Annotated in this window: 9 protein-coding genes and 1 pseudogene; 8 read left to right on the forward strand and 2 right to left on the reverse strand. The window is 63.5% G+C overall.

The window, feature by feature from the left end; translation table 11 throughout:
- From EN925_RS14750 to EN925_RS14775, 6 genes are all read left to right on the forward strand, one after another.
- On the forward strand, positions 1 to 304 hold a 304-nt coding region (locus EN925_RS14750), incomplete at its 5' end, for a DUF4424 family protein (RefSeq protein WP_128336648.1).
- Positions 304 to 822 carry a dihydrofolate reductase gene (locus tag EN925_RS14755; protein ID WP_013531029.1) on the forward strand — a complete coding sequence of 173 codons (519 nt, stop codon included), beginning with the start codon at positions 304 to 306 and terminating at the stop codon, positions 820 to 822. The genes EN925_RS14750 and EN925_RS14755, both read left to right, overlap by 1 nt.
- A 169-nt stretch (positions 823 to 991) precedes the next feature.
- On the forward strand, positions 992 to 2,110 hold the full coding sequence (hflK, locus tag EN925_RS14760; protein WP_013531030.1) for an FtsH protease activity modulator HflK: 1,119 nt from the start codon (positions 992 to 994) through the stop codon (positions 2,108 to 2,110).
- Positions 2,110 to 3,078 carry a protease modulator HflC gene (locus tag EN925_RS14765; RefSeq protein ID WP_013531031.1) on the forward strand — a complete coding sequence of 323 codons (969 nt, stop codon included), beginning with the start codon at positions 2,110 to 2,112 and terminating at the stop codon, positions 3,076 to 3,078. Before hflK ends, EN925_RS14765 begins: the two co-directional genes overlap by 1 nt.
- 6 nt (positions 3,079 to 3,084) lie before the next feature.
- A complete protein-coding gene (locus tag EN925_RS14770) occupies positions 3,085 to 3,273 on the forward strand; it encodes a DUF2065 domain-containing protein (RefSeq protein WP_013531032.1) in 189 nt (62 codons plus the stop codon).
- 127 nt (positions 3,274 to 3,400) lie between these two features.
- Positions 3,401 to 4,915: a DegQ family serine endoprotease gene (locus EN925_RS14775; protein ID WP_127369764.1), complete on the forward strand. Its 1,515-nt coding sequence runs from the start codon at positions 3,401 to 3,403 to the stop codon at positions 4,913 to 4,915.
- A 43-nt stretch (positions 4,916 to 4,958) separates the two neighbouring features.
- On the opposite strand, the gene EN925_RS14780 is transcribed toward EN925_RS14775, so the two are convergent.
- Positions 4,959 to 5,531 carry a GNAT family N-acetyltransferase gene (locus tag EN925_RS14780; RefSeq protein WP_128336650.1) on the reverse strand — a complete coding sequence of 191 codons (573 nt, stop codon included), beginning with the start codon at positions 5,529 to 5,531 and terminating at the stop codon, positions 4,959 to 4,961.
- Positions 5,528 to 6,415: a phosphoserine phosphatase SerB gene (gene serB, locus EN925_RS14785; RefSeq protein ID WP_127370536.1), complete on the reverse strand. Its 888-nt coding sequence runs from the start codon at positions 6,413 to 6,415 to the stop codon at positions 5,528 to 5,530. Before serB ends, EN925_RS14780 begins: the two co-directional genes overlap by 4 nt.
- Between serB and miaA the strand changes: the two genes are divergently transcribed.
- Together miaA and EN925_RS14795 are read left to right on the forward strand one after the other, a co-directional pair.
- Complete coding sequence (gene miaA / locus EN925_RS14790) at positions 6,405 to 7,373, forward strand: tRNA (adenosine(37)-N6)-dimethylallyltransferase MiaA (RefSeq protein ID WP_013531036.1); 969 nt, start codon at positions 6,405 to 6,407, stop codon at positions 7,371 to 7,373. The two genes, serB and miaA, sit on opposite strands and share 11 nt — an antisense overlap.
- Positions 7,374 to 7,478: 105 nt before the next feature.
- Positions 7,479 to 7,674: pseudogene (locus tag EN925_RS14795) on the forward strand (GGDEF domain-containing protein); the annotation flags it as partial.

A 7,674-nucleotide genomic window follows, 5' to 3' on the forward strand; every position in this document is an offset into this window, starting at 1 on the left:
GTATTGCATGGACGGCACATTCGAAAATGCGGTGCGCAAGGCGGCCAAGGACGACCCTGACGGCTACCCCAAATATTTCGAGAGCCGCATCGCCTATATCCTGACCACCGGCGGCAACTGGGCTACGGGCACGATCGGCAAGTTCAAGCTGACGATCGACAAGGGCAATCCGAAAGCCCTGGTCTCGTTCTGCGGCGACAATGTCAAAAAGACCGGACCGACGACATTCGAGATGACGGCGGATGATTTCTACCCCGAGCGCGACATCGACATCCTGATCCTCGAGCCGACGGACGAAAATTGATGCATGTCGCAATCTACGTTGCCATTGCCGAGAACGGCGTGATCGGGCGGGACGGCGGGCTCCCGTGGCGGCTCTCCACCGATCTCAAGCGCTTCAAGGCCGATACGATGGGCAAGCCTATCATCATGGGCCGCAAGACCTATGAGGGCATCGGTCGGCCGCTGCCGGGCAGGTTGAACATCGTCGTGACCCGCGACGAGACCTGGCGCGCCGAGGGCGTCGAGGTGGCACATTCGCTCGAAGCCGCGATCCAGCTGGCGACGGTGCGCGGGCGCGGCATGGCCGATGTCGACGAGGTGTGCGTCATCGGCGGCGGCGAAATCTATGCCCAGGCCATGCTGCTGGCCGACCGGCTGCACGTCACCCATGTGCTGGCAGCGGTCGACGGCGATGCGCATTTCCCGCCGATCGATCCCGATTCCTGGCGCATTGTCAGCTCGCAGGACGTCCCTGCCGGGGAAAAGGACAGCCACCCGACGCGCTATTCGGTTTACGAGCGGCGTCGCGAGAGACATTGAACGAAAAAAGAGCCATTGAAGGAAGACAAAGGGTCGCGACTGGACCAAATCGGACGAAGTCGGAAGCGCATCGCGTTGAAAGCGCCCCGTGGCGTGCCTATAGAAGAACAATACTGGATTTTGCGCCGTAATGCCGGCGCTTGAGGGAATTCCAAGCGAAAGGACATTCATGCCCTGGAACGACAAAAGCGGCGGTGGCGGCGGCCCATGGGGTGGCGGCGGCAACAATCAGGGACCCTGGGGGCAGGGTCCAAAAGGACCGAGCGGGCCGCAGGGCTCGCCTCCCGATCTCGAAGACATCATCCGCCGCGGCCAGGACCGGCTGCGGCGCGCTCTTCCGGGCGGCGGCGGCGCGAGCCCGGCTATCTTCGCGCTGATCGCGGCTGCACTTGTGGTGCTGTGGGCGTTCAAGGCGGTTTACACCGTGCAGCCCGATGAGGTCGCGGTCGAACTGCGCTTCGGCAAGCCGAAGACCGAACTGTCGCAGCCTGGCCTGCATTTCCATTGGTGGCCGCTCGAAACCGTCGAGACGGCCAAGATTTCCGAGCAGCTCGTCGATATCGGCGGCGGCGGCGCGACAAGTGGCAATACGTCCGGGCTGATGCTTACCGGCGACCAGAACATCGTCAACGTCCAGTTCTCCGTGGCCTATCAGGTCTCCGACCCGCGCGCGTATCTGTTCGATGTGTCCGATCCCGACGGCATGCTGCGGCAGGTTGCCGAAAGCGCCATGCGTGAAGCCGTCGGCCGCCGGCCGGCGCAGGACATCTTCCGCGACGACCGCCAGGGCATTGCCGCCTCGGTGCGTGAGATCATCCAGACGACGCTGGACGGCTACAAGGCCGGTCTCAACGTCAACGCCGTCTCGATCGAGGATGCGGCACCGCCACGCGAAGTGGCCGATGCGTTCGACGAGGTGCAGCGCGCCGAGCAGGACGAGGACAAGTTCGTCGAGCAGGCCAACCAGTACTCCAATCAGAAGCTCGGGCAGGCGCGCGGCGAGGCCGCACAGATCCGCGAAGACGCGGCCGCCTACAAGAACCGGGTCGTGCAGGAAGCTGAGGGTGAGGCGCAGCGCTTCATCTCGGTCTATGACGAATATGCCAAGGCGCCCGATGTAACGCGCAAGCGCCTCTACCTGGAAACCATGGAGAAGGTTCTGAAGGATTCGAGCAAGGTCATCGTCGAGCAGGGCAACGGGCAAGGGGTCGTTCCCTATCTGCCGCTGCCGGCATTGCAGCCGAAAGCGCCGGCACCGGCCGCCCCCGTTACGGGAGGTAACCAGTGATGGCCAACCGTCTTCCCATCATCGTCGTCGCAGCAGCGGTTATCCTGTTCCTGCTCTATTCGTCGGTCTTCGTGGTCAATGCGCGCCAGCAGGCGCTGGTGCTCAGGTTCGGTGAGATTGTCGACGTCAAGAGCGAACCCGGCATCTACTTCAAGGCGCCGTTCTCGTTCTTCGACGCCGACACCGTGCAGCTGATCGAGAACCGGGTGCTGCGCTTCGATCTCGACAACATTCGCGTCCAGGTCTCGGGCGGCAAGTTCTATGAGGTCGATGCCTTCATCGCCTATCGCATCTCGGATCCGCGGGTCTTCCGCGCCGCGGTGTCCGGTCAGATCGAACTGGCCGAGGCCCGGCTCAGGACGCGTCTCGACGCTGCCTTGCGCCGTGTCTATGGTCTGCGTGATTTCGAGGCAGCACTCTCCGAAGAGCGCGGCGTGATGATGCGCGAAGTCCGCGACCAGCTCAGGCCCGATGCCACATCGCTCGGCCTGCAGATCGAGGATGTCCGCATTCGCCGCACCGATCTCACGGCCGAAGTCTCGCAGCAGACCTTCGACCGCATGAAGGCGGAACGCCTGGCGGAAGCTGCCCGGCTGAGGGCGCGCGGCAATGAGGCGGCACAGCGCATCACCGCCCGCGCCGATCGCGAAGTGGTCGAGATCGTCGCCGAAGCCCAAAAAGAGTCGGAAATCCTGCGCGGCGAGGGCGAGGCCCAGCGCAGCGCCACCTTCGCGGGAGCCTATCAGCGCGATCCGGCTTTCTTCGACTTCTACCGGTCGATGAATGCCTATGGCACGGCGCTGGACAACACCGGAACGACGATGGTGCTGTCGCCGAACTCGGAGTTCTTCCGCTTCTTCCGCAATCCCGACGGCAGCGAGGGACCGGCAAAGCCGGCTTCGCCTGCGCCAAACGCTCCGGCGACGGCACCCGCCGCGCCGGCGGCACAGCCCAGCACCGGCCAGTAGCGGCCGGTGCAGGATTTTCTTGCCGCCATGGGCCTCGTCCTCGTCATAGAGGGTCTGGTCTATGGCGGCTTTCCCGGCCTGGCCAGGAAGCTTGCCACCGAAGTGCTGTCGCTGCCCGAGAACGCGCTGCGGATTGCCGGGCTGGCGGCGATCGCGATCGGCGTCGGCATCGTCTGGCTGGTACGAGGCGCATGAGGGCGGCGATGATTTATCCTCTGCCGATAGTCATAGCCGCAAACGTGCCGTATTTTTTGCCAACATGGCGTGACGCGGCGTTTTCGTCGAAGCGCTTTTCTTTTCAAGAATACCGGGAGGCTTCTCGATGACATCCAAAACAATTTTGCGCGCGGCGCGGCGGACATTCATCACCGGCGCGGCGGCACTTCTTGTCAGCGCCGTCGCTGTCCCGTCCTTCACGGCGCCGACATTTGCCGCCGACGGGCCCGCTTCGGTCGCCGATCTGGCGCAAGGCCTGCTCGGCGCGGTGGTCAACATATCGACCTCGCAGACGGTCAAGGGTACCGAAGGCCCGGGCGCGGTGCCGATGCCGCAATTGCCCGAAGGTTCGCCCTTCCAGGATTTCTTCGACGATTTCTTCAAGAACCGCGGCGGTGACAAGGACAACGGCTCGCAGAAGGTGCAGTCGCTGGGCTCCGGCTTCGTCATCGATGCCGAGCAAGGCATCGTCGTCACCAACAACCATGTCATTGCCGATGCCGACGACATCGAGGTCAATTTCTCCGATGGCGTCACCTTGAAGGCGACGCTGGTCGGCACCGACACCAAGACCGATGTCGCCGTGCTCAAGGTCGATCCGAAAGGCCACAAGCTGACGGCGGTGAAGTTCGGCGATTCCACCAAGATGCGCGTCGGCGACTGGGTGATGGCGATCGGCAATCCGTTCGGCCTCGGCGGCACGGTGACGGTCGGCATCGTCTCGGCCCGCAACCGCGACATCAATTCCGGCCCCTATGACGACTTCATCCAGACCGATGCCGCGATCAACCGCGGCAATTCCGGCGGACCGCTGTTCAACAGCGCGGGCGAAGTCATCGGCATCAACACGGCGATCATCTCGCCATCCGGCGGCTCGATCGGCATCGGCTTCTCCATCCCGTCGCAGCTCGCGTCCGGTGTCGTCGACCAGTTGCGCCAGTTCGGCGAGACGCGGCGCGGCTGGCTCGGCGTGCGCATCCAGCCGGTGACCGACGACATCGCCGAAAGCCTCGGCATGGCGACCGCAAAGGGTGCGCTGGTTGCCGGCGTGATCAAGGGCGGCCCGGTCGACAATGGCACGATCCAGGCCGGCGACGTCATCATCAAGTTCGACGGCAAGGATATCCATGAGATGCGCGACCTGCCACGTGTCGTCGCCGAAAGCCCTGTCGGCAAGGCGGTCGACGTGCTGATCGTGCGCAAGGGCGTTGAACAGACGGTGAAAGTGACCCTCGGCCGGCTCGAGGATGGCGAGAAGGCCGCCAACGCCGAGGAGGGCAACACCGACCAGGACAAGGGCGACAAGGCTCCGGCCGTTTCCACTGCCTCGGTGCTCGGCATGACGGTCGGCGAACTGAACGACGAGACACGCAAGAAGTTCAGCATTGCGGCCGATGTTTCGGGCGTCGTCATCACCGACGTCACCAAGGACTCGGCCGCCGCCGAACGCGGCATCCAGCCCGGCGAGGTGATCACCGAGATCGCACAGGAATCGGTTGCTACCCCCAAGGACGTCATGGACCGCATCGGCGCCTTGAAGGAACAGGGGCGCAAGAATGCGTTGCTGATGCTGGCCTCGAAGACCGGCGAGCTCAGGTTCGTGACGATCAGGATGGACTGAGGTCCGGAAGATCGACAACACGACAACACTGAAAAAAGGGCGGCTAGCGAGCTGCCCTTTTTCTTGCCTGCCAGTCCTGGCGCGACAGTCTGTAGAGGACATGCCGTTTGAGATGCGGATGGCTGTCGGGAATGCTGGGGTGGTCGAAATCGCCGGACGGATCCGCGCTCATGCCGAGGCGTTGCATGACGGCGGTGGAGCGGCGGTTGGCCGCGACGGCGAATGACACGATTTCATCGAGGCCAAGCGTCTCGAAGCCGTAGGCCAGCCACGCTTCGGCTGCCTCGGTGACATAGCCTTTGCCCCAGAACTCAGGTGCCAGCCGCCAGCCGATCTCGATGGTGCCGGCTGGCAGGGATGGCACCTGATCGGTGTCGAGGAGACCGATGAAGCCGATGCATTCACCGGTGGCGGTGATCTCGGCGGCAGCAAAACCGTATCCGTCGTTCGTGGTCCAGGCCCGGAGCTCGTCCATCTTGGCATCCGCCTGGGCACGGTCACGGCGGAATGGAAAGAACTCCATCACCCGGTCGTCGGAGTTGATGCGGTGGAACAGGTCGCGGTCGCGATCCTCCCAGTTGCGCAGGATCAGGCGCTCGGTACGCATTGGTTTCATTGCACAAAGTCCTCCTGCCTGTAGCCCTGCATATAGAGCAGCGCGGTCAGGTCGCCATGATCGATGCGGACCTTGGCCTGTGCCGCCACCGTCGGCTTGGCGTGAAGCGCGACACCGGTACCGGCAAGGCGGATCATGTCGAGATCATTGGCGCCGTCACCGACGGCAATGGCGTCGGCGGGCGTCAGGCCGAGACGCGCTGAAATTTCGATCAACGCGTCGGCCTTGGCGGCGCGGCCGAGGATAGGTTCGCCGACCAGGCCGGTGAAGCGCCCGTCCTGTTCGAGCAGGCGATTGGCGCGGTTCTCCTGGAAGCCGAGCATTGCGGCGATGCGCGTCGTGAACACCTCGAACCCGCCAGACACGAGTGCCGTCCAGGCACCGTTGGCGCGCATGGTCCGGACCAGAACACGGCCGCCCGAGGCCAGCGTCAGGCGATTGGCGACGATGCGATCGACCACGGTGGCGTCGAGGCCCTTCAGCAACGCCACCCGCTCGCGCAAAGCCGGTTCGAAGGCGATCTCGCCATTCATGGATCGCGCGGTAATCGTGGCAACATGATCCTTTACGCCGATCTCGTCGGCCAGCTCGTCGATGCATTCCTGGTCGATCATGGTCGAATCCATGTCGGCGATCAGGATTTTCTTGCGGCGGGTTTCTGCTTCTTGGACGATCACGTCGACCGACTCGCTGGCGAGTGCCGTGCGCAAGACGGCACTCGCAGCGGCGGCGTCGGCTGCCTCAGGCAGGACGAGATCGCAGGCGATACCTTCAGCCAGCCAGACAACAGCGCTTGCGCCGACCGACCGTGAGGCCATATTCGCAAGCGACAGCGACAAAGCGCGCTCAGTGGGACGGGAAACAAGCGTGGCGATGAGCGGCATGGAACATTCCGGCGGGCAGGCGGGCAAGGGCCGCGTGAAGAACGCGATCCTGATAGCCGGGCCGACCGCCAGCGGCAAGTCGGCGCTTGCGCTCGATCTGGCCGAGCGCAGGGGTGGCGTGATCGTCAATACGGATTCCATGCAGGGCTATTCGGTGCTCGACGTGCTGACCGCCCGGCCGGAGGCGGCCGACCTCGCCCGCGCACCGCATTTCCTCTACGGCCATGTCCATCCGGCGACACCCTATTCCACCGGCGCCTGGCTGCGCGACGTGATGAAACTGATCGACGACGGCACATTCTCCGAACGGACAGCGATTTTTGTCGGCGGCACCGGGCTCTATTTTCGCGCATTGGCCGAGGGCATTTCGGAAATGCCCGACATTCCGCAACGGGTCCGCGACCGTTGGCGCTACGAATTGAAGGAGCAGGGCGCCGTCAAGCTGCACAGCCTGCTGCTGCGCGAGGATTCGGCGGCCGCCATGATGCTCAAGCCAACCGACAGCCAGCGCATCGTGCGGGCATTGGAGGTTCTCGATGCGTCTGGCCGTTCGATCCTGGAATGGCAGGCAGAGCGCGGCCAGCCGCTCATCGACAGGCAAAGCGCGCATTTCCTGGTGATCGAGCCGGATCGGGCGGCGTTGGTCGGACGCATCGACAAACGCTTCGACCAAATGCTGGACAAGGGCGCGCTGGACGAGGTCAAGCGGCTTGCGGCACTTGGCCTCGATCCCGAATTGCCGGCGATGAAAGCGATCGGCGTTCGCGAACTGCAGGCGGCGATGGCCGGAGGGATTGGCTTTCCCGAGGCAATCGAACGCGCCAAGATCGCGACCAGGCAATATTCCAAGCGGCAAACCACCTGGTTCAGGCATCAATTGGGGCCGGAATGGCTGAGGTTGCACCCCGGTGATGATCTGGAAACCACGATCTCAGCGCTTGCTTCCGATGCAACCTGAAAAGTTTACCTGCAAGGAAAGGTTCCCGTTGTGGTTGTCCAAATTAACCCTCCGTAAGCCCGCCCATGCCATAAGGTCGATGGGCACTTTTCCAACGGGGAGCAGATGCGTTTTCACAAGGCGGAATCAGCATTTTTCGTCTTTATATTCGTGATCCTGGCCGCCGGCCTGGTGACGCTGCATGCTTATGGACTTCTGCAGTCCTTCGCCGACGAGTTGCATACGGCTTCGGGTCTGGACAAGGTCATCTATCTCAACAAGCTCTTGTTCGCGACCGGCGTGCTCCTGGCCACCGCGCTGT

This window comes from Mesorhizobium sp. M7A.F.Ca.US.006.04.2.1, assembly GCF_004022915.1.
Classification (GTDB): Bacteria; Pseudomonadota; Alphaproteobacteria; order Rhizobiales; family Rhizobiaceae; genus Mesorhizobium; species Mesorhizobium ciceri.